The organism is Streptomyces lunaelactis, assembly GCF_003054555.1.
Classification (GTDB): domain Bacteria; phylum Actinomycetota; class Actinomycetes; order Streptomycetales; family Streptomycetaceae; genus Streptomyces; species Streptomyces lunaelactis.
The window spans coordinates 4,984,330-5,003,363 of the sequence record NZ_CP026304.1 but is presented as its reverse complement, the minus strand read 5'-3'; the positions used below and the strand labels follow the sequence as shown (position 1 = coordinate 5,003,363).

Here is a 19,034-nt window from a genome sequence, read left to right as displayed (position 1 = left end):
GCGGGACGTCAGAAGGCGGCGGGGACCGGGCCGGCGGCCCGCCACACGGTGCCCCGGCGCTCGTGGGCGAACAGCTGCTCCACCGCGTGCGCGATCCGCGGGCCGAGTTCGCGCTCCAGCAGGTAGAGGCCGAGGTCCAGCCCGGAGGTGACGCCCGCGCCGCTCACCAGGTCGCCGTCGTCGACGACGCGGGCGTCGATCGCGACCACGCCGGTGGCGTCCAGCAGGTCCAGGCCAAGGTGGTTGGTGGTGGCGTGGCGGCCTTCGATCAGCCCGGCCATGGCGAGCACCATGGAACCCCCGCACACGGTGGCCACGATCGAGTCCGGCCGGTCGAGGGCCTCTTTCAGCAGAGCGGGCAGCCCGGTGGTGATCGAACGGGCCAGCAGGGCAGGGATGGTGTCCTCGCTGCCGGGGGCGTCCGGGTCGTCCGGGTCGCCGAGCGGTCCCACCGCTCCCGGCACCAGGACCAGGTCCGCTCGCTGGGGGTCGAGCCGGGCGGTGGCCCGCAGCGTGAGCAGCCCGGAGCCGCTGGGCACCTCGCGCGGGCCCTCGGCCGAGACCAGCTCGACGCTCAGCGCGCCCGGCGCGGCCATCGAGCCGGCGAACAGCACCTCGTACGGGGCGATGACGTCCAGCGGGTCGAAGCCGTCGAACAACACAATCTGACACAGCATCAGTAGATGTTTCCTCTCCAGGGGCGGCACCCCGGGCGGGGCGCCGAAACCGACGGTAGTAACCGCCGACAATGATCAATAGTGGCTGAATTGCCAGGTTCCAACAGATTCCGGCCAGACCGGAAGGATGCTGTTCACCAGGGGTTCCGGGCAGTCGGACCGATAGGATCGACCCCTGAGCGGCTTGGCTGGAACACGGTGTAGCCCTAGGGTTGGGCCATGCATACCGTGGCCGTCCTCGCGCTGGACGGAGTCATCGCCTTCGACCTGTCCACCCCCATCGAGGTCTTCGGACGCACCCGGCTGCCCGACGGCCGCCCCGCCTACCGCGTCCGGGTCTGCGCGCCCGCCGGTGAGGTCGACGCCGGCGCCTTCACCCTCAGGGCGCCCTGGCCGCTGCAGGCCCTCGCGGAGGCGGACACCATCGTGCTGCCCGGCGTGGCCGACCCCGATGTGCCCATCCCGCCAGAGGTCCTCGACGCGCTGCGCGAGGCCGCCGGCCGCGGCACCCGGATCGCGTCGATCTGCGCGGGTGCTTTCGTCCTCGCTGCCACGGGTCTGCTGGACGGACTGCGCGCCACCACCCACTGGGTGGCCGCGCCGCTGCTGGCGGCACGGTTCCCTGCGGTCGAGGTGGACCCCGACGTGCTCTACGTCGACAACGGGCAGTTCCTGACCTCGGCCGGAGCCGCCGCCGGACTGGACCTGTGCCTGCACCTGATCCGGCGCGACCACGGCTCGGCCGTGGCCGCGGACGCCGCCAGGCTTTCCGTTATGCCGCTGGAACGCGACGGCGGGCAGGCGCAGTTCATCGTCCACGAGCAGCCACCCGCCCCGCACGGATCGGTGCTGGAGCCACTGCTGCGCTGGATGGAGGACAACACTCGCCGCGAGCTCACCCTCGACGAGGTCGCCGCGCAGGCCGGCATGAGCGTGCGCACCCTCAACCGGCGCTTCCGCGAGCAGACCGGCACCTCGCCCCTGCAGTGGCTGCACCGCGCCCGGATCCGCCAGGCCCAGTACCTGCTGGAGACCACCGGCCACCCTGTCGACCGGATTGCTTCCCAGGTCGGCTTCGGCTCGCCGACCGCCTTCCGGGACCGCTTCCGGCGTGTCACCGGCACGAGCCCGAACGCCTACCGCCGCGCCTTCCAGGGCCAGGCCGCGCAGTGATGCCGGTGTGTCGGGGCCTCCGGCGGCGGGTCAGCCGACGACCGCGCGGCCCGGTTCGACCAGGCGCAGGTCCTGCAACGCCCGCGTGATCTCTCCGACGGGCCCGGCCATCATCGCCGTGAGGCGTCCGAGGACGGCCGCAGGTGCCAGCTCGGGCCGACCCGCATCGAACGGCGGCTCCACGCTTCCGCAGGGCCACCGGCACCAGCCCCTCCGCCTACCGCCGGACCTTCGCCCGCCACTGAGCCGGGCATGTCCCACACGTCCGTTGACGTCGTCCACGACCTCTCAGAGCTCCCCGCTTCGCAGCCGCTCGACCTGCGCCGCGCTGAGCTCCACGGTCCGCCGCATATGGGCCGTGAGGAGCGCGATCTCCTCATCGCTGTACGCGTCGAACATGGCGTACCAGGAACCGTTCAGCTTCTGCCACACCGCGCCGAACTCCGCCATGCGCTCGGGCACCAGGGTCACCAGCACCCGCCGCCGGTCCTCGATGTCGCGCTCGCGCGTGACATACCCGGCCCTCTCCAGCCGGTCGACGAGCCGCGTCGCGGACCCGGTGGTCAGACCGGTGAGCTCGGCAACCCGCCCGGTGGTTACCGGACCGGGCTCCAGCGCCAGCAGGTTGAGGCACTGCAGATCGGTGGGGTGGAGCCGCAGATGATCGGCGAGAGCCTGGTTGAACAGGGCGTACGAGGCCATGTAGCGGCGTGAGGCGGTGGACAGCTCTTCCATGAGCCTGCCGCGACCGGCCGCATTCTTCTGCGTCATGCAGAGATCGTACGGACCGAACGCACACCTCCGTCCGCCACGGCGGCTCCGCCGGCCGAGTCAGTCCGTCGGCGCCGGCCAGGCGGGGCGGCCGCCCCGGTCAGTCCGTCGGCGGGTCGAGGATGTGGCGCAGGTAGGCCTGCGGATCTGCGAGATACCGGCGCCAGTGGTCGACGACACCCAGCTCCCGCCACGCGACCCGCCGCATGCCGTGCTCGCCCACCTCGACGATGTCCGCGCCGGGCAGGGCGGTCAGCAGCGGCGAGTGCGTGGCGCAGATGACCTGGCCGCCCTGCTTCACCAACTGGTCGACATGACCGATCAGTTCAAGGCAGGAGGAGAAGGAGAGCGCGGCCTCCGGCTCGTCCATCACGTAGAGCCCGGTCTGCAGGAACTTCCCCCGGAACGCCGCGAGAAAGCCTTCACCATGGCTCACCGAATCCGGCTGGAAGCCCTCCCGGCCCAGGGCGTCCAGAGCGGTCTCGGCCCGCAGGAAGAACCCCTTGCGCGCCGACCAGCTGGCGACCATCCGGCGCCCGCGGGGTGCCGCGTCGAACCGCACGCGCTCGCCGAGCACCGACTTTCCGCGGTGGGAGGCGTATCGCCAGTCGTGGGAGCCGCCGTACGAGTCCAGCCCGAAACCCTCCGCCAGCGCCTCGACCAGGGTCGACTTCCCCGAGCCGTTCTCACCGACCAGAAAGGTCACGGGTGCGGTGAAGCGCAGCCCCTCGTCGAGCAGCTGCCGGACGCAGGGCACCGACCAGGGCCACTCGCCCTCGTCGCACGAGGGCAGGTGGACGTATGCGCGTTCGACAATCACCGGCCCAGTGTCGCCCACGGGCAGGACACCGGCCCAGAAGGCGCCCGCTCGCCGTTCGCCCGATCAGAAGACGTACGAGTCGCCGGGCACGCGCTCAGAATGCGTACGAGTCGCCGGTCGCCGGCGCCAGCACCCGGTGCTCGTTGTTCTGCGGGTTCCGGTCGGTCGCGCCGCCGTTCCACTGCGTGCCGACGGTCACGACCACCTCGTCGGGCGCCCCCACCGTCCTCAGTTCGAGCGCGAACTGCCGCCCGACCCCGCCGGCCCGTAGCGCGCCCGTCGCGCAGAACACCATCCGGTCCCCGGCCCACAGACATCCCGCCGGCAGCGCCTGAGCCCCGGCCGGCGACACCGAGAAGGCCAGCCGCACCGTTGCGTTCGCGAGGCTTCCGGGACCATGGCTCTCCGTCAGCAGCCGGACCGAGAGCCGGCCGTTCGTGAGCGCGACACGGCCGTGGTGCGCCACATCCGCCTCCGGCGCGATCGCCCGGTCGCCCGCGCCCGCGCTCGCCCCCGTACAGACCACCAACACCACTGCGGCGGACGCCGCCCACAGCACCTTGCGCATCAGACACATAGGCAGAAGATACCCATAATCTCCCTTATGCCCTGATTGCCCGTCAGCTCCGGCGAGTCCCGGGCGTCTCACGTGACACCCTGTCGCCATGCTCGTCGCCCGGTCCGCCGCCCTCTTCGTCCTCGCCGCCCTCTTCGAAATCGGCGGCGCCTGGCTCGTCTGGCAGGGCCTCAAGGAGCACCGGGGCTGGATCTGGATCGGCGCGGGAGTCATCGCCCTGGGTGCGTACGGCTTCGTCGCGACGCTCCAGCCGGAGGGCGAGTTCGGCCGCATCCTCGCCGCGTACGGCGGAGTCTTCGTGGCGGGCTCGATCGCCTGGGGCATGGTCGCCGACGGCTACCGCCCCGACCGCTGGGACGTGACCGGAGCCTTGATCTGCCTGGCGGGCATGGCCGTGATCATGTACGCCCCGCGCGGCCACTGACTCCGTCGCGCCACCGGTCCCCAGGTCCTGTCCATGATCGACCGGAGACCGCCGAGAGCCGCGCAACGGCGCCGCGCATCCGCGCCGCCCATCGGCGCCGCCTATCCTGGCCGCGTATCGATCACACGCGCGAGGAGTACGACATGACCGCCGCTGGGACCCCCGTCGCCGTCGTCACCGGAGCCAGCGGCGGCATCGGTGCCGCCACCGCACGCCAACTCGCCGCCGCCGGCTACCACGTCGCCCTCACCGCCCGCCGCAAGGACCGCATCGAGGCGCTCGCCGCCGAACTCATCGCCGCGGGCCACCGGGCCACCGCGTACGCCCTCGACGTCACCGACCGCCCGGCGGTCGACACCTTCGCCGCCTCCCTCGACCGCTGCGACGTCCTCATCAACAACGCCGGCGGCGCACTGGGCGCGGACCCCGTCGCCACCGGCGACCCCGCCGACTGGCGCACGATGTACGAGGTCAACGTCATCGGCACCCTCCACACCACCCAGGCCCTGCTGCCCGCCCTCACGGCGAGCGGCGACGGCACCGTGGTGATCCTCTCCTCCACCGCCGGCCACGCCGCCTACGAGGGCGGCGCGGGCTACGTCGCCGCGAAGAACGGCGCCCGCGTCCTCGCCGAGACCCTGCGCCTGGAGATCGTCGGCACCCCGGTCCGCGTGATCGAGATCGCCCCCGGCATGGTCAAGACGGAGGAGTTCGCCACGACCCGCTTCCGCGGCGACGAGGAGAAGGCCGCCAAGGTCTACGCGGGCGTGGCCGAGCCCCTCACCGCGGACGACGTGGCCGACACCATCACCTGGGCGGTCACCCGCCCCTCCCACGTCAACATCGACCTGCTGGTGGTCCGCCCCCGCGCCCAGGCCTCCAACTCCAAGGTCCACCGCGAACTCTGACCGCTGCTCAGCTCCGGCGGCGGTGAACAGCAGGTCGCACGGCCGTGTCGTGCATCCGCCCGCCCGCTCCGCGCAGCGGGCGTCACCAGGTCGGCATCATGACCTCGGGGTAGCGGGATCCGGCCGCGCCATGGGGCAGGATCTCCTGGATGCGGGCGAGGTCCTCCGGCGTGAGCGTGACGTACGCCGCCGCCACGTTCAGGGCGAGGCGCTCGGGGCTGCGGGTGCCCGGGATCGGCACGATGTCGTCGCCCTGGGCCAGCAGCCAGGCCAGCGCCAGCTGCGTGACCGTGATGCCCTTGGCGTCCGCGAGAGCGGTCAGCTCACGGACAGCGGCCAGATTCTTCTCGTAGTTCCCCGGCTGCCAGCGGTCGTCCCAGCTGCGCATGTCGTCGGCGGGGTACTCGGCGGCGGGCTTCACAGCCCCGGTCAGGAAGCCGCGGCCCAGCGGCGAGTACGGGACGAAGCCGATGCCCAGCTCCCGCACCACCGGCAGCACCCCGGCCTCCACGGCGCGCTCGAACACCGAGTACTCGGTCTGCAGCACCGACACCGGGTGGACGGCGTGGGCACGGCGGATGATGTCGGGGCCGGCCTCGCTCAGCCCGAAGTAGCCCACCTTGCCTTCCGTGATCAGCTCGCCGACCGTGCCCGCCACATCCTCAATGGGTACGTGCGGGTCGACGCGGTGCTGGTAGAGCACGTCGATGCGGTCGGTTCCGAGGTGGCGCAGGCTGTTCTCGGTGACCTCGCGGATGTGCTCGGGCCGGCTGTCCATCGCCGTGCCGACGGCGGCAAGATCGGTCAGGTCGAAGCCGAACTTGGTCGCGATGACGATGTCGTCGCGGAAATCCTTGACGGCGCGGCCGAGCAGCTGCTCGTTGCTGCCGGTACCCATGCCGTACAGCTCGGCGGTGTCGAAGAGGGTGACGCCCAGCTCGTACGCCCGGCGGATGGTGGCGAGGCCGCCTGCCTCGTCCGCGGCGCCGTACGCCATGGTCATACCCATCGTGCCCAGGCCGATCGCCCCGGCCTCCAGGCCCTGCGTGCCGAGCCGGCGCTTCGGAAGATTGTTGTCGTTCTCTGTCATGCCTTCAACGCTAGGGCGGTGACCGCCGCCGGGTCATGGGCCGCAGATCGCATAGTGTTGCCCAAAACTCTCAGGGAGTGGGGCGACGCATGGTGGACCGGCTCGCGGCGGCCATCGCCCGGCACAGCGACGGCCGGTGGTCCGACACAGCGGTGCCACGCCTCACGGTGGTCGCACTCGAGGAACCGGTCGCCCCCGCCGACCTCCTGTACGAGCCGATGGTCTGCTTCATCGCCGGCGGCGCCAAGCGCACCGTCGCGGGTGACCGGAGCTGGGTGGCAGGGCGCGGCGAGATGTTCCTCAATTCGTTCGTGCTGCCGGTCACGTGCGTGTTCGAGCAGGTGCCGTACCGCTCGGCGGTGCTGCGGCTCGACAGCCGGGTGCTCGCGGACCTGCTGCTGGAACTGGACGGATCGAGCCCGCGTCCGCAGCCCCATCCCGCCGGGCAGGGCATCGCCCTGATGACACCGGAGCTCCTCGACGCGGTCACCCGGTGGGTACGGCTCCTGGACGCCCCCGAGGACATCCGCCCCCTGGCAGCCCGTACCGAGAGCGAGATCCTCTACCGGCTGCTCGGCAGCCCCCTCGGACCGCACCTGCGCCAGTTCGCGCTCGCCGACTCCGGCACGGCACGGGTGCGCGAGGCCGCGGGATGGATCAGCGCGCACTACACCGAACCGCTCACCGTCGAGGAGATCGCGGCCGTGGCGCACATGAGCACCGCCACGCTGCACCGGCACTTCAAGGCCGCTACCGGGATGAGCCCCCTGCGGTTCCAGAGGCACCTGCGGCTGCAGGAGGCACGCCGGAGACTGGTCGCCGGCGGCACCACGGCCGCGCTGGTCGCGGAAGCGGTCGGATACGCGAGCCCGACCCAGTTCAGCCGCGAGTACCGGCGCGCCTACGGATTGCCGCCCGCCCAGGACGCGGCGCACCTGCGCGGCCGGATGGAGAGCGCCGCAACACCGTAGATCATGGTGTCCGGGCTGAGGGGCGGTCCGGTCTCACCCGGCCGATAACCACCGCTCGACCGCCGGGCGAACCTCGGTACAGAGGATGTCCGATCCGGCACATGGCCCCAGAATGGGCGTTATCTACCGTTTCTGCCGGATCGGAGACATCCATGAAGGACCTCAAGTTTGAGCAGAAGCGCTCGCTGACACGCCTTGAGGCAGCTGATCAGCTCACGGCGCTCGCGGCCGCACTGAAGCACGGTGGTGATGCCGAACTGGAACTCGGCCCCGGGAGACTGAGCCTGCGGATCCCCGACGACCTTCGCAGCGAGATAGAGGTCGAGGTCGGTAACGGGGAGATCGAGCTGGAGATCGAGTTCAAGTGGCCGACCGCGCCGGCCCGGACAGCGCCATCGCAGGCGGTGGCAGGCACAGAGGAGGCCCCGCGAAGCGAAGACGACTGACGCGAGACGCGAACCGGTCCGCACCGGATCTCACCGGCCCGGACCACCGATGGGCCGAACACCATCTGCGCTACGGTTCCGTCGAGCGGGGCTGGGTGGTCGGGATCCGCTGGGTGAAGAACAGGGCGAGGAGCGCGGCGAGAGCGAGGATGGCGAGTGCGGCGCGCAGGCCGTCGAGCCTCGCCTCCGCGTTCGCGTCGAGCGCGGCCTGGGTCACCTCCGCGCTCGTGCCCGATTCGTCGAGGGCGTCCTTGAGCTGGGCGTCCGACAGGAAGGGCACGCCACTTTGGAGTTCGACGGTCGCCTGGCTCTTGACGTCGGCCGGGATCGCCTCATTCTGTTCGACGCTGGTCAGGAACGAAGCCGTCAGGGCGGCGATCAGGATCGACCCGGCGAGTGCCGTACCGATCGATGCGCCCAGGTTGGTGACGGCGTTCTGGATGCCGCCGACCTCCGCGCTCTGCTTGTCCGGCACCGCGGACACAGTGACCGATCCGAGCTGGGACGCCAGCGCGCCCATGCCGAGCCCGATCAACAGGAGGGGGATGGTGACGATTTCCGCACCGGCGTCCGCGTCGAGCGCGGCGATCAGGACCACCGCACCCGCGAGCAACGCAAGGATCCCGAGCCGCACCACCCGCCGCGGTGAGACGTCCGGGAAGAGACGCGGGATCAGGATCGCGGCGGCCAGCAGTGTCAGCGAGAGCGGCAGGATGCGTGCGCCGGTCTTGAGCGTGGACAGGCCGAGTGCGACCGACAGGTAGAGCGGTACGACGAAGAACACGCCCATCTGCACGAGGTACTGGAAGAAGAACATCGTCAGGCCGCCGGTGAGCTGCTTGTTCCTCAGGAGCGCCGGGTCGACGAGGGGTTCCTTGCGCTGCTCCACCATGCGGGCCTGCCAGCGCAGGAAGATCCAGATCAGGAGGATGCCCGCCAGCATCAGCCACACGACCAGCGAGATCCCGAGCCAGGAGGGTGCGTCGGGCTTCGGCCGGAACCAGCCCCATTCGTCCGAGCGGAGTACGCCGTAGACGAAGATCCCGAGTCCGAGAGCGGAGAGCACAGCACCGACGAGATCGAGGCGGTGGCGTTGGCCGGTCGGCGCGTCGGCAATGCGGCGGGTGAGCAGCAGGATGCCGAGCACGATGGCGACCTCACCGGCGAAGACCCAGCGCCAGGAGAAGTACGTCGTTGCGACACCCCCGATGATCGGCCCGACCGCGATCGCCACGGCTCCTGCGGCCGCGACGAGTCCGTAGGCGGCGGGGCGCCGTTCCGCGGCGAAGTTGCCGGCGACAAGGGCCACGATCGCGGGCAGGATGAGCGCCGCCCCGACGCCTTCGAGGAACGACCAGCCGAACAGGAGCACAGGCAGGTTCGGGGCGAGCGCCGTCGTCAGTGATCCGCAGCCGTAGATGACGCAGCCGATCATGAACGCACGCCTGTGGCCGATGATCGCGCCGATCTTGCCGCCAGGGATCATGAACATCGCCATCACGAGCGTGTAGGCCGTGATCGCCCCCTGGATCCCCGTCACGGTGGTGCCGACATCGTCGGCCACCGTCGCGATCGAAACGTTCATGACGGAGCTGTCGAGCGCCATCAGGAACTGCCCGGACGCGAGCGTCAGCAGGACGAGTCCCGACTTTGTCGAACTCTCGGGGGTGCCCGCCCTGGGTGCCATGGGCGGATCATCCCAGCGGACCAGGCGAACGGATCCTCGACCCGCCTCGGGGATCGACCAGTTGGCGGACATTTCCGCGCCGGCAGCATCGGCCTGCTCGCCCGTCGTGCTGCTCATCGTCACCCATGCCGCCGCTTGGAGCGAGCTGGTGTTCCCTGTCCGGACCGTCGGGCCCGACTGCTCACCGCCGATCGACGCGCTGACGGAAATTCCCTACCGTGGTGGCCGGAAAGGGCGGAGACTCGTCTCATGGCTGACATGGGGTCGTTCCGGGAGGCGGTCACCGCGTGGGCGGCCGGTGGCCCGGGCGACCCCGCCCGCGAGCTGGCCGCGCGGCTGCCCGTCCGGGCAGCCGTCCTGCTCGAAGGGCCGAGCGACGTCGCAGCGGTCAGCGCGCTGGCCGCGAGTCGCGACCGGAACCTGGAGGCCGAAGGAGTCTGCGTCCTGTCGATGGGCGGTGCGATGAGCGTCGGGCGCTTCGCCCGCCTCCTCGGGCCACCCGGCCTGGGCCTCCGCCTCACGGGACTGTGCGACGAGGCGGAGCGTCGCTACTACGCCCGCGGCTTGGAGCGGGCCAGTGCGGCACAGCAAGGGTTCTTCGTCTGCGCGGCAGATCTGGAAGACGAACTCATCCGCGCGCTGGGCGTGACACGGGTGGAGGAGCTCGTCCGGGCGGAGGGCGACCTGCGCGCCCTGCAGACCTTCCTGCACCAGCCCGCACAACGGGGCCGCACCTCACAGCAGCAGTTGCGGCGCTTCCTCGGCACCAAAAAAGGGCGCAAGATCCGCTACGGCCGCGTCCTCGTCGAGGCCCTCGACCCCGACCGCATACCCGCCCCACTCGACGGCCTGCTCACCAGCCTCTGACCGCTGGGCGACGTCACCAAGCTCACAACAAAAGCCCCGGACCCATTCAGTTGTCGAACCAGACGACGAGCCGGACATTGTCGCCGCCGTGCTGCGCCGCGAGCGTTTCCATCGCCTCCCAGACCGGCTTCCACTCGCCGTCCTCCCGGACCGCGTCCCGACGGCGGAGCGTCTCGGACCTGTAGAGGGTGTCGCCGATGAGCCATTCTGTCCCCTCGGGCCAGGTCTGCGGCGGGTCGGTCGGACGCTGTGGCAGGTTGAGCGCCTGCGCGAATCTGGGGTCCCAGGCGGCTTTGCCCACGAGTTTGAGCCCGTCAAGGGTCTGCCGGTACTGGTGGATGCGGCTGTCCGGCCGTTCGGCCGGCTCATCCCAGTCGACCGCCTTCAGGTCCGCCCAGGTGATCCGCGTGGTGCCGTACGCCTGGTCCGGCCACGGGGCGAGTCGGTCCAGTTCGGCCCGGACCTCCTCCGACGCATCGACGGGCCTGCCACGCTCGGCGGCCAGCGGCCGGAAGTTGGCAAAGTTGCGCACCCCGAAGAGACAGCCGAACGCGTCATAGTTCCGGGTGTCATTGAGGTGGTACAGGTCGACGGCGGCCCGCCAGACGACGTCTCGCTCCCCCACGTCGGCACGCCACGCCCTGCACTCAACGAACCCGCTGATGTCCGTACCCATCCAAAGACCCCCTGCCGGTGAACCGTACAAGAGAGAAGCCGCGGAGGACGCACGCTGTGCGCGGTCCACGGCCCCTCGAAAAGGTCTGGATGAGCAGCAACCGCAAGCGTGATCAGACGGCGGTTCGACCGTTTATGCGGAGGCTGCCATGGTCGTGCGCCCGGCGGTCCGCAGGCTGAGGGAGGCGGAATAGCGGCGCAGCAAGAGCACCGCGGTAGCGGCCAGTCCGGTGAGCAGTCCCAACCAGATGCCGAGGGTGTCGAGGCCGAGCGGGTAGGCCAGGAGCCAGGCGGCCGGCAGTCCGATGGCCCAGTAGCCGATGAGGGTGATGAGGAATCCGCTCTTGGTGTCGTCGAGGCCTCGCAGAAGTCCGACGCCAATGTTCTGGGCGCAGTCGAAGAACTGGAGGAAGGCGGTGACGACAAGCAGGTGGGTGGCGATGGTCAACGCCTGCCCGGAGCCGGAGTCCAGGAAGGGCGCCAGGACCAGGCGGGGAATCGTGAGATACAGGATGCCGACGAGCGCCATGACGGCGGCGGCGCAGGCCAGAGCGGTGTTCTTGATGCGGCGGGCGTCATCGGTGCGACCAAGCGCCAGTTCACGGCTGACGTTGATGGATGCGGCGTGGGACAGCCCGACGGCTACCTGGAAGACGATGTAGACGAGTTGGTTGACGGCAGTGTGTGCGGCGAGCGCGTCGGGTCCGAAGGAACCGGCCATCAGCGCGGTGACGGAGAAGAAACCGGCTTCGGATCCGTACGTCGCCGCGATCGGGACGCCGAGTGCGATCAGGCGCTTCACGGTGGCCGGGTCCGCCTTGGCAATGTTCAGGCTGAGCAGCGGGGCCAGCTCGCTGTCCTTCTTCGCCGAGAGGTAAAGGGCGATGAAGGACAGCAGGTAGACGGTGGAGGTGGCCACGCCGATGCCCGTCAGGCCGAGCCGGGGCAGGCCGAAGGTGCCGTGGATGAGAATCCAGTTGAGGCCGGCGTTGACGGCAACGGATGCGACGGTGATCTGCAACAGAGCCTGGGGACGGCGCATGCCGACGGTGAACTGGCGGATGGCCTGGAACCACAGACAGGGCAGCAGACCGGGGGCCAGGGCGTTGAGCATGGTCTGGGTACGGTCGACGACGGCCGCGTCCTGGCCGAGCCAGGTGAGGGCCTGCCCTATGAGGATCATGAGAATGATCCCCACGACGCCGGCGAGGGTGGCGACGGCCAGGGCGGCCCGAAGGATCTTGCGGACTTCCTCGTTCGCCGTCCCTTCCTCCCCCTGCGCGTCCTTCTCCGCTCTGGCCGCGGCGGCGGCAATCTGGTTGCCGACGGAGGTGACGAGACCGACACCCATGGTGCGGAGCTGGTTGAAGATGACGATGGCCAGACCGCCGGCGGCCAGTTCCTGGGTGCCGAGCAGGCCCATCATCACGGTGTCGGTGGTCGTCAGCGCGACCTGGGCGAGCTGGGCGAGGACGAGAGGTACGGCAAGGGTTGCCAGAGCGCGACTGTCGCGGAGGAGCGTGGTCAGCATGGGGTTATCGGTTCCTGCGGAGTTTGCTGAGGAGTTCGTCGATTTCGCGCTCTGCCTCGGCGTTCAGGAGATTGCGCTCCTGCATCCAGTCGTCGTTGAAGACGGTGTCCATGTACTTCTCCCCGCCGTCATTGATCAGAGCGACCATAGTGCTGCCCGGAGGAAGGGACGGCAGGCGGGTCAGCGCCTCGTGGACGACGCCGCCGGCGGAGCCTCCGATGAGCAGTCCGGTCCGGGCGACGGCCCGGCATGTCGCGAACGCCTCGACGTCGCCGACCTTGACGCCTTCGTCGATCAGGTCGAAGTCGACCAGCGCCCCGATCTCGGCGCCTTCGGGCGTGCCGGTGCCGGACTGGTAGTAGTCGTGGGCGGGACCGCCGAAAGCTATGGACCCCTTCGGCTCGACGCCTATGACGGTGAAGCCGGAGATCAGCTTGCCCAGTTCGCGGCCGGTGCCACACAGCGCGCCGCCGGTGCCGACCGCACCGATGAGGACGTCGATTGCCCCGTCGAGGGCTTCGTTGAGCTCGTGGGCGACGGGGAAGTATCCGACGCCGTTGGCGGGGTTGTTGTGCTGCTCCGTGAAGATGGTGTTGTCCTGGCCGCGGGCCATGTCCTCGGCGAGATCCTCGCGGGCGGCCGTGGCGAGTTCCTCCGTGCCGTCGTCGACGACGTAGACGAGTTCGGTGCCCAGGGCTTTCATGCCGCGCAGCTTGTCGACGCACGCGTGGTTGTCGACCACGGCCGTGAACGTGTAGCCGCGTTCGGCGGCTATGACGGCCAGTCCGAGGCCCGTGTTGCCCGATGTGGACTCGATGATTCTGCCGCCGGTACGCAGTTCTCCCGCCTCTTCGGCGGCGGTGACCATTGCCCGGGCCATACGGATCTTTGCCGTGCCGGTGGGGTTGAACATCTCCAGCTTCAGCAACAGGCGGCTGCCTGTCTCGGTGGAGGCGAGTTCCAGCAGGGGGGTGTAGCCGATGAGGTCGGACACGCGGGAGACCACGGCGGGGCGCTGGAGTGCTCCGGGCATCGAATGCTCCTGTTGAGGGGGGCGGACGGGGCAGGCGGGACCGGTCAGGCGAAGTGGCGGTCGAGACGCCAGCGCGGGCGGGGCAGGTCGGTCTGGTCGATGACGACCTTGGGCGGCAGCGGCAGGTCGTGGAAGGGCGACTCGTTGGAGTCCATCTGGTACCCGGCAGTGTTGGGATACACCAGCAGGTCACCGGTGCGCGGACGACGGGGGAAGCCGACCTTGCGCCAGGTGATCATGTCGGATTCCAGGCAGGTGGCGGCCCCGACGCTGGCCGGGTAGGTGCCGGCGGGTCCGGTGGTGTCCTGCGGCAGGAGGCGGGGATCGGGCAGGTATTCGCTGTTGAACCACTGCTCCGACAGACTCAGGCTGGTGCCGTCGACGGTCAGGAGCTGGTATCCGTCCCGGTCCTTGACGCCCTGGATGCTGAAGACGGTCGCCCCGGCCTGGTCGAGGAGTGCGCGACCCGGTTCGAGCAGCAGCTCGACGCCGGCGTCTTTCACTATCTCGGCGAGAGACTGTTGGCTTCCCTCGGGTGTGGCTGCCAGCAGCGAGGCCAGGGCGACGGGCCCAGCCTTTGGAGAGTGATACGGGTAGAAGTCACCGGTCCGGAATGTCTTGCCCGCGTGGTAGTAGCGGCTGTGGTGCTCGGCGAGGAAGCTGTGCCAGCTGCTCGCGTCGGTGTAGCTGATGGGCAGGCCGCCGCCGATGCTGATCCGGCTGGCTTCCAGGCCCTGGACGCGGGCTTTGAGACACCGTTCGGCGAGGCGGCCGACGAGGTCGGTGCGGGGCTGGAGTGCGTAGCCGGACAGGTGGAAGCTGAAGCCTTCCATGCGTAGTGCGTCGCCCGCCTGGACACACCGGTCCGTGGCTGTCGCCAGTTCGTTCTCGTTCATCCCGAAGCGGCTGTGAAGCTGATCGGGGGGAAGGCAGCGCAGCAGGACGCGAGCCGGGCGAACCCGACCGGTCAGTGCGATGGTGATCAGCGTGTCCAGTTCGTCGAGGGCGTCGACCGCGATGAGCGCGCCGTGCTGTACCGCCAGGCGGAGCAGGGAGGCGTCCTTGGCCGGGCCGGTGACGACGACATGCTCGCCGCGTACACCGTGGCCCAAGGCTTCACGCAGTTCACCGGCGGAGGCGACATCCACGCCGGCGCCGCCCGCCGCTGCCCGTTCCACGAACACCGCGGCCTTGTTGGCCTTCTTGGCGAAGTACACGAAGCCGTCCACTCCAGCAGCCGCGAGCGCGTCCTGCATGACGCGCAGGTTGGCGTCGAACGCGTCGGGGAGCAGGAAGTGGAACGGGCCGCCGAAGGCGTAGGCGAGTTCGGGCAGCAGCCCGCTGCCCAGCACCTGTTCCGTTGCCGGGTCGGCGAGGGCGGGGAGCGCGGGCCAGCGGCCGGGGCTCACTGCCACAGCGGCACCTCGGTGCCCAGGCCCTGGGCGATGGCCAGCTGGGCGAAGTGATGCCCGAGGGCGATGTCGGTGACGACGAGGCCGCTGTTGTAGGCGAAGATCCGCTCGGTGCTGCTCAGGCGGCCCGCGGTGATTCCCGCGAGTACGGGCGGGAACTCCGAGTCGACGGCGGGCAGTTTGCCGTCGTCGTCGGCCATGTCGGTGCCGGTGACGTTCATCTGCGCCTCGCTGGTCGCGATGACGCGGTCCGCCCGGTGCAGAGTCGAGGGCGCGAGTCCGTGGCCGACCAGGACGGACAGCGCGCCGGGCTTCAGCCACTCGGCTTCAATCGCGGCCGGGGTGTGGTCGCCGGCGGTCGCGACGATGACATCGGCGTCCGAGGCGGCGGCCCGCACGTCGGTGACGATCTCGATGTCCCGGTCGGGGAAGTGGACGCGCAGCTGCTCGCGAACGGTGGCGATGCCGTCGGGGTGAGTACCGAACACCATCAGCCGGTCCAAGTTGGGCAGGGTGGTCAGGAGGAACGGCAGAGCGAGGCGGCCCTGAGTACCTGTTCCGATGACCAGGGCCGAGCGGGCGCCGGGGGCCGCACATTCGCGGGCCAGCAGGGCCGATACGGCGGGCGTGCGCAAGGAGCCGATGCGGGAGCAGTCCATCATCGCGACCGGCAGGCCGGTTGTGTCGTCGTAGATCGTGAGGGCGGTGTAGTAGTGCTGTTCCTCGCGACCCTTGTCCAGGCCGTGCTTGTACGAGGTTTTGATCGCCACAACGTTGCGGGAGCCGTCCCGGCCGAGCATCGCGTACGAGACGGAGTGACCGTCCTGCGGCTTGACGGTCAGCTTCCGGGGGTTGTCGGACTGGCCCGCGTGGAGGGTCCGGTACGCCCCTTCCACGGTGGCGACCACGTCCGCGAGGGATATGTCGATCCCGGCGAGGTCGGTGGTCGACAGGACCCGCAGGCTCTTGGGGTCGCCGGATATCGGTATGCCGTCGGCGGCCGAAGTGTCCGTCATGGTGATGCTTCCTCCAGTTCGGGGCGGGTGTTCAGCTCGCGTGTGCCTCGAGGGCGGCCTGACCGTACCCGTGCTCGGTGGATTCGGCCGCGGGGCGTGTGCGGCGCCCGGGGACGCGGACGGAGGCGCGCTTGAGCCAGCGGTCGGTTCCGTCGTACCGGGCCTGGAACGGCACTCGGCCGTGGACGACCATGTCGTTGTCGACGACGAGGATTTCGCCGGGGCTGAGGCTCACGGCCACCGACACCCGCGCGAGTTCGTCCGACAGCCGTCCGTACGCGCTCCGGTAGGTCTCGTCCGCGTCGTCCAGCGGCGTGTACGCCGGGTCGAAGCGCAGCGTCATCCCGTCCTCGGCGGCGTACAGCGCCGGTACCGCGGGCGCAGCCTCGTCCGTGTAGCCCTGAGCGGCTTCGTAGGCGTCGTCGGGCAGGATCGGCACGACCGGCTTCTTCAGCACTTCGGTGTCCGTGTCGGTGAGGCGGGTCTTGCGGATGCTGGCCGCGGTGGTGGCGATGTTGTCGGGGTTGCGCACGCAGCCGAGCATCAGCAGATGGGCGCGGCCGGGGTGGAAGGCGTCCTCGGTGTGCGGGCTCAGCAGCACGCTGCTGGATGCGCCGGTCTGCTCCGCCTCATGTCCCGGGGACGGGACGATGTTGTGGACGAAGCGTCCGTCCTGCTGCCCCTCCCAGGCGATCGGATTGCCCATCACGGTGGCGAGAAGCAGGAGAGCGATGTCGTACACGGCGCCGCTGTCTCCGGCGGTAGCCCAGCTGGACGGAGTCGGGCAGACTTCCTCGTCGTCGACGTCCAGGCCCCGGATGACGAACAGTCCGTCAGCGGTGTCCACGGGGCGGCACTCGTCGCGCAAGGGCCGGCTGAACCCACTGGCAACTTCGCGGACACGGACCAGAAGCTGCGGGCTCGTGGCGGAGGTTCCGAACTCGGCGAGCAGTTTCTCCGCAGCCTGGCGGAGTTCGCCCACCATGTGGGCATCGAGCGTGCGGACAGGTGCGGCTGCCGTGCTCATGGCGAAGGAATCCGTTTCAGTCGGATGGCAGGGGGAATGCCGGTTCACTGGCGCAGTTCTCTCGCGACGAAGGCGAGGCTTCGTAACTGGCGGGATTTGACGGTTGGTTGGGGACCAACCGTGGCGGCGCGGATCCGGCGAACGGCTGGAACAGTAGCAGGAAACTTAGGTAAGGCAAACCTTAGTCACGAACGGCCGGTGGTGAATTCGGACATGTGATCCAACGCGGGCGACAGGTTGCGGCCCTACGGGTCATTAGGGTAGGCAAACCTAAGCACCCCCCAGTTGCCAGTGGATCGAGGGACGTACGTGGACATCAACAGGCGCCAACTGCTTCTGGCCGGCGGAGCGATAGGCGCGACCGCACTGCTCGCAGCCTGCTCCTCGGGGGCGGAAGACACCGACACCGCACCGGCCGGTGGCAACAAGCCCAAGAGCGGCGGCACACTGCGCGTCGGAGCCCTCGGCCGGGCCAGCGCCATCACTCGCGACCCGCACGGCACCCAGGCCAACGAGAGCGACTACCTCATCCTGGCCCTCGTCTACGACACCCTCACGATCCCCGGTGCCAACCCCAACACCAAGCCCCGGCTGGCGGCTTCGTGGGAGCCGTCGGCCGATCTGAAGACCTGGAAGTTCAAGATCGCCAAGGGGGCGGCCTTCCACGACGGCAGCCCGGTGACGGCCGATGACGTCGTCTGGTCGCTGAAGCGCCTGCGCAACACCCCCTCGGGCGCCGCGCGACTGCCGGGCATCAAGCCGGAGAACATCCGCGCCGAGGGAACCGACACCGTCGTCCTGGTCTCCGACTACGCCAACGCCGAACTGCCGCTCCTGACCCGCCTGACGACGTTCGTGCTGAAGAAGGGCACCGCCGAGAAGGCCCTGGAGAAGGCGCCGGGCACCGGCCCGTTCAAGCTGGACTGGTTCCGCGGCGGCAATGCGCGCCTGGTGAAGAACGACAAGTGGTACGGCGGCGCCGTGCACCTCGATGCCATCGAGGTCACCATGTTCGAAACCCCGCAGGCCATGGCCAACGCCCTCCTTGCCGGCCAGATCGACGTGGCCTCCAACGCCGGCGCGGTCGCCGCCCGCACTGCCGCGAGCCGCAAGGACATCCAGGTCCTGCGTCGCCCCAACGACATGGCGATGCCGATCGTGATGCGCACGGCGAGCGGACCGTTCGCCGACGTACGCGTGCGCGAGGCCATGCGCCTGGTCGTCGACCGCGACGCGATGGTCAAGCAGGTCCTGTCCGGCTACGGCACGGTCGCCAACGACATCATGGGCACCGGAGACCCTCACCTGGCCAAGGACATCCCCCAGCGCAAGAAGGACCTGGCAACGGCCAAGTCCCTCCTCGCGGAGGCCAAGTTCGACCTGTCCAAGACCTACGACCTCGTCACCACCGAGGACATCCCCGGCCTGGCCGAGTCCGCGACGCTCTTCGCGAACCAGGCCCGCGAGGCAGGCATCAAGATCAAGGTCGTCAAGCAGGAGTCCGGCGCCTTCTGGGACAAGACCTGGAAGAACGGCGACTTCTACACAACGTACTGGGGCACCAACGACTCGGTCATCTTCTTCGCCTCGAAGACCATGGTCAGCGAGGCGGGACAGAACGAAGCCGGCTGGGCGGACAAGGAGTTCGACGCCTCCTACCTCAAGGTCATCGGCACGGCCGACGAAACGGCACGCGCCGCGGCTCTCAAGGAACTCCAGCAGATCGAGTTCGCCAAGTCCGGCTACCTGCTGTGGGGCATGGCCGACGGCATCGACCTGGCGGCGTCCAAGGTCCAGAACCTGCCCAAGCTCGCCGGCTACGGCCGGGTCCAGCTCGAGAACGTGTGGCTTCGTTGATACCCACGGTCAACACCGACACGGTGGCCGCCCCCGCTCCGGCAGGGGCGGCCACCGCGTCGCGCCGCGCCA

At 69.7% G+C, this 19,034-nt stretch carries 20 protein-coding genes; 7 read left to right on the top strand and 13 right to left on the bottom strand.

The genetic code is table 11. The features are described from left to right. Positions 1-8: 8 nt before the first annotated feature. Positions 9-677 (bottom strand): DJ-1/PfpI family protein, encoded by a 669-nt coding sequence (locus SLUN_RS23075; RefSeq protein ID WP_108151248.1) that lies wholly within the window; start codon positions 675-677, stop codon positions 9-11. Positions 678-896: 219 nt separating this feature from the next. Between SLUN_RS23075 and SLUN_RS23070 the strand changes: the two genes are divergently transcribed. After that, entirely contained in the window at positions 897-1,850 is a 954-nt protein-coding gene (locus SLUN_RS23070) for a GlxA family transcriptional regulator (RefSeq protein WP_108151246.1), read from the top strand. A 30-nt stretch (positions 1,851-1,880) separates the two neighbouring features. On the opposite strand, the gene SLUN_RS39555 is transcribed toward SLUN_RS23070, so the two are convergent. The 4 genes from SLUN_RS39555 to SLUN_RS23055 all read right to left on the bottom strand — a co-directional run bounded on the left by SLUN_RS39555 (position 1,881) and on the right by SLUN_RS23055 (position 4,018). Then, positions 1,881-2,033, bottom strand: coding sequence for a hypothetical protein (locus tag SLUN_RS39555; protein ID WP_159100306.1), 153 nt, complete (start codon positions 2,031-2,033; stop codon positions 1,881-1,883). Between the two features lie 105 nt (positions 2,034-2,138). After that, positions 2,139-2,621: a MarR family winged helix-turn-helix transcriptional regulator gene (locus SLUN_RS23065; protein WP_108151244.1), complete on the bottom strand. Its 483-nt coding sequence runs from the start codon at positions 2,619-2,621 to the stop codon at positions 2,139-2,141. A 100-nt stretch (positions 2,622-2,721) separates the two neighbouring features. Beyond that, positions 2,722-3,441 (bottom strand): AAA family ATPase, encoded by a 720-nt coding sequence (locus SLUN_RS23060; RefSeq protein ID WP_108154889.1) that lies wholly within the window; start codon positions 3,439-3,441, stop codon positions 2,722-2,724. A gap of 94 nt (positions 3,442-3,535) precedes the next feature. Then, complete coding sequence (locus tag SLUN_RS23055) at positions 3,536-4,018, bottom strand: hypothetical protein (protein ID WP_108151242.1); 483 nt, start codon at positions 4,016-4,018, stop codon at positions 3,536-3,538. A gap of 88 nt (positions 4,019-4,106) precedes the next feature. Here SLUN_RS23055 and SLUN_RS23050 point away from each other — a divergent pair, with 88 nt between their 5' ends. Beyond that, a complete protein-coding gene (locus SLUN_RS23050; RefSeq protein WP_108151240.1) occupies positions 4,107-4,442 on the top strand; it encodes a YnfA family protein in 336 nt (111 codons plus the stop codon). Between the two features lie 143 nt (positions 4,443-4,585). Beyond that, complete coding sequence (locus SLUN_RS23045; RefSeq protein WP_108151238.1) at positions 4,586-5,350, top strand: SDR family NAD(P)-dependent oxidoreductase; 765 nt, start codon at positions 4,586-4,588, stop codon at positions 5,348-5,350. Positions 5,351-5,432: 82 nt separating this feature from the next. Here SLUN_RS23045 and SLUN_RS23040 read toward each other — a convergent pair whose 3' ends face one another. Beyond that, a complete protein-coding gene (locus SLUN_RS23040; RefSeq protein ID WP_108151236.1) occupies positions 5,433-6,440 on the bottom strand; it encodes an aldo/keto reductase in 1,008 nt (335 codons plus the stop codon). Positions 6,441-6,529: 89 nt separating this feature from the next. On the opposite strand from SLUN_RS23040, the gene SLUN_RS23035 reads away from it, so the two are divergent. Together SLUN_RS23035 and SLUN_RS23030 are read left to right on the top strand one after the other, a co-directional pair. Further along, positions 6,530-7,411 (top strand): AraC family transcriptional regulator, encoded by an 882-nt coding sequence (locus tag SLUN_RS23035; protein ID WP_108151234.1) that lies wholly within the window; start codon positions 6,530-6,532, stop codon positions 7,409-7,411. Positions 7,412-7,563: 152 nt separating this feature from the next. Then, positions 7,564-7,857, top strand: coding sequence for an amphi-Trp domain-containing protein (locus tag SLUN_RS23030; protein ID WP_108151232.1), 294 nt, complete (start codon positions 7,564-7,566; stop codon positions 7,855-7,857). Positions 7,858-7,927: 70 nt separating this feature from the next. Here the strand turns inward: SLUN_RS23030 and SLUN_RS23025 are convergent, their stop codons facing one another. Further along, the gene (locus SLUN_RS23025) at positions 7,928-9,544 is read right to left on the bottom strand and encodes an MFS transporter (protein ID WP_108151230.1); all 1,617 of its coding nucleotides are present in this window, start codon (positions 9,542-9,544) and stop codon (positions 7,928-7,930) included. Between the two features lie 249 nt (positions 9,545-9,793). Here SLUN_RS23025 and SLUN_RS23020 point away from each other — a divergent pair, with 249 nt between their 5' ends. Beyond that, positions 9,794-10,411, top strand: a complete 618-nt coding sequence (locus SLUN_RS23020) for a TOPRIM nucleotidyl transferase/hydrolase domain-containing protein (protein WP_108151228.1) — start codon at positions 9,794-9,796, stop codon at positions 10,409-10,411. Between the two features lie 46 nt (positions 10,412-10,457). Here SLUN_RS23020 and SLUN_RS23015 read toward each other — a convergent pair whose 3' ends face one another. The 6 genes from SLUN_RS23015 to SLUN_RS22990 form a co-directional block, all read right to left on the bottom strand. Further along, positions 10,458-11,036, bottom strand: coding sequence for a hypothetical protein (locus tag SLUN_RS23015; RefSeq protein WP_257153783.1), 579 nt, complete (start codon positions 11,034-11,036; stop codon positions 10,458-10,460). Positions 11,037-11,219: 183 nt separating this feature from the next. Continuing rightward, positions 11,220-12,617: an MATE family efflux transporter gene (locus SLUN_RS23010; RefSeq protein WP_108151224.1), complete on the bottom strand. Its 1,398-nt coding sequence runs from the start codon at positions 12,615-12,617 to the stop codon at positions 11,220-11,222. Between the two features lie 4 nt (positions 12,618-12,621). Beyond that, positions 12,622-13,650 (bottom strand): cysteine synthase family protein, encoded by a 1,029-nt coding sequence (locus tag SLUN_RS23005; protein WP_108151222.1) that lies wholly within the window; start codon positions 13,648-13,650, stop codon positions 12,622-12,624. A gap of 44 nt (positions 13,651-13,694) precedes the next feature. Next, positions 13,695-15,065 carry a Y4yA family PLP-dependent enzyme gene (locus tag SLUN_RS23000; protein WP_108151220.1) on the bottom strand — a complete coding sequence of 457 codons (1,371 nt, stop codon included), beginning with the start codon at positions 15,063-15,065 and terminating at the stop codon, positions 13,695-13,697. Continuing rightward, positions 15,056-16,078 carry an ornithine cyclodeaminase gene (locus SLUN_RS22995; protein WP_108151218.1) on the bottom strand — a complete coding sequence of 341 codons (1,023 nt, stop codon included), beginning with the start codon at positions 16,076-16,078 and terminating at the stop codon, positions 15,056-15,058. Before SLUN_RS22995 ends, SLUN_RS23000 begins: the two co-directional genes overlap by 10 nt. A 31-nt stretch (positions 16,079-16,109) precedes the next feature. Continuing rightward, complete coding sequence (locus SLUN_RS22990; RefSeq protein WP_108151216.1) at positions 16,110-17,105, bottom strand: TauD/TfdA family dioxygenase; 996 nt, start codon at positions 17,103-17,105, stop codon at positions 16,110-16,112. A 309-nt stretch (positions 17,106-17,414) separates the two neighbouring features. On the opposite strand from SLUN_RS22990, the gene SLUN_RS22985 reads away from it, so the two are divergent. Then, positions 17,415-18,962 (top strand): ABC transporter substrate-binding protein, encoded by a 1,548-nt coding sequence (locus SLUN_RS22985; RefSeq protein ID WP_108151214.1) that lies wholly within the window; start codon positions 17,415-17,417, stop codon positions 18,960-18,962. Positions 18,963-19,034: the final 72 nt, after the last annotated feature.

Coding starts and splice junctions, on each gene's coding strand:
- SLUN_RS23050 (WP_108151240.1), top strand. CDS start 4,107: ATGCTCGTCGCCCGGTCCGCCGCCCTCTTCGTCCTCGCCGCCCTCTTC.
- SLUN_RS23065 (WP_108151244.1), bottom strand. CDS start 2,621: ATGACGCAGAAGAATGCGGCCGGTCGCGGCAGGCTCATGGAAGAGCTG.
- SLUN_RS23045 (WP_108151238.1), top strand. CDS start 4,586: ATGACCGCCGCTGGGACCCCCGTCGCCGTCGTCACCGGAGCCAGCGGC.
- SLUN_RS23010 (WP_108151224.1), bottom strand. CDS start 12,617: ATGCTGACCACGCTCCTCCGCGACAGTCGCGCTCTGGCAACCCTTGCC.
- SLUN_RS23070 (WP_108151246.1), top strand. CDS start 897: ATGCATACCGTGGCCGTCCTCGCGCTGGACGGAGTCATCGCCTTCGAC.
- SLUN_RS23075 (WP_108151248.1), bottom strand. CDS start 677: ATGCTGTGTCAGATTGTGTTGTTCGACGGCTTCGACCCGCTGGACGTC.
- SLUN_RS23030 (WP_108151232.1), top strand. CDS start 7,564: ATGAAGGACCTCAAGTTTGAGCAGAAGCGCTCGCTGACACGCCTTGAG.
- SLUN_RS23025 (WP_108151230.1), bottom strand. CDS start 9,544: ATGGCACCCAGGGCGGGCACCCCCGAGAGTTCGACAAAGTCGGGACTC.
- SLUN_RS23040 (WP_108151236.1), bottom strand. CDS start 6,440: ATGACAGAGAACGACAACAATCTTCCGAAGCGCCGGCTCGGCACGCAG.
- SLUN_RS22995 (WP_108151218.1), bottom strand. CDS start 16,078: ATGACGGACACTTCGGCCGCCGACGGCATACCGATATCCGGCGACCCC.
- SLUN_RS23020 (WP_108151228.1), top strand. CDS start 9,794: ATGGCTGACATGGGGTCGTTCCGGGAGGCGGTCACCGCGTGGGCGGCC.
- SLUN_RS23055 (WP_108151242.1), bottom strand. CDS start 4,018: ATGTGTCTGATGCGCAAGGTGCTGTGGGCGGCGTCCGCCGCAGTGGTG.
- SLUN_RS23035 (WP_108151234.1), top strand. CDS start 6,530: ATGGTGGACCGGCTCGCGGCGGCCATCGCCCGGCACAGCGACGGCCGG.
- SLUN_RS22990 (WP_108151216.1), bottom strand. CDS start 17,105: ATGAGCACGGCAGCCGCACCTGTCCGCACGCTCGATGCCCACATGGTG.
- SLUN_RS23005 (WP_108151222.1), bottom strand. CDS start 13,650: ATGCCCGGAGCACTCCAGCGCCCCGCCGTGGTCTCCCGCGTGTCCGAC.